At 33.0% G+C, this 791-nt stretch carries 1 protein-coding gene; it reads right to left on the reverse strand.

The window, feature by feature from the left end; genetic code table 11:
- Positions 1–95 precede the first annotated feature (95 nt).
- On the reverse strand, positions 96–716 hold the full coding sequence (locus DWZ47_RS30285) for a hypothetical protein (RefSeq protein ID WP_117515696.1): 621 nt from the start codon (positions 714–716) through the stop codon (positions 96–98).
- Positions 717–791: the final 75 nt, after the last annotated feature.

Consider the following 791-nt stretch of genomic DNA (forward strand, 5'->3'; position numbering starts at 1 on the left):
GCACTTTTATATGTTTGTCTTTTTTCATTTTATTCATTAATAAGTTGATAATGTTTGGTGGCTAACCGACCTTTCAGGGGTAGTTAAGCCGCTTGTTAGCAACTTCTTTTCGTTTTATAGATTATTTCAGAATATCCATTTGGAAATGATTTGGTAATACTTTCTAAAGCCCCATCGTCTTGATATTGGAATATATGAATTAAATCATTACCACTATTACCCTCAATATCATATTGTTTGACTTCAATATGTGTCAAAGCATTTTCTTTATAGATATAATTCTCTTCACGGCAACCATACCTACCACATAACTGTGACCGTTTCAGCTTTCCGCCCTCAAAAAAGTAATGGCATACATTCATCAAATGTTTTCCATTATCGTATAAAATACTTTTCACAAGATTGTCTGTATAATACAGGAAGGTGTGATAAAACTGATTTTCAATAGAACAACCAACCTTAACTTCTACGATTTGATTTTGGTTATTAAATCCGTAGATACAAAGATTTTTGGTGCTTTTTATTGTATCAGGACGCTTTACAGGTTTTCCTTGTTTGCAACCATTACGCTGATAGGAATATGGAGTAAGTTCATAAAACTCACCCTTATACAACTCAGTCCTGCCAACATCGTCTTCTATTTGTTGCCTTATGGTTTCAAAGTCATTTTTCAATGCTTCAAATTCAATTCTTATAGTTTCTCCAATCATTTCCATCTTTTTGGGGTTGCTAATGTCTGGCGGATAATCGAGTTTTTAGAAGATTAATCCGCTTGTTATAAACTCAATTCA

The organism is Bacteroides sp. AF32-8BH (genome assembly GCF_003435205.1).
Lineage (GTDB): Bacteria > Bacteroidota > Bacteroidia > Bacteroidales > Bacteroidaceae > Bacteroides > Bacteroides ovatus.

What these genes read in the sequence shown, in the direction of transcription:
- DWZ47_RS30285 (WP_117515696.1), bottom strand. Translation starts at nt 716, where the DNA reads ATGGAAATGATTGGAGAAACTATAAGAATTGAATTTGAAGCATTGAAA.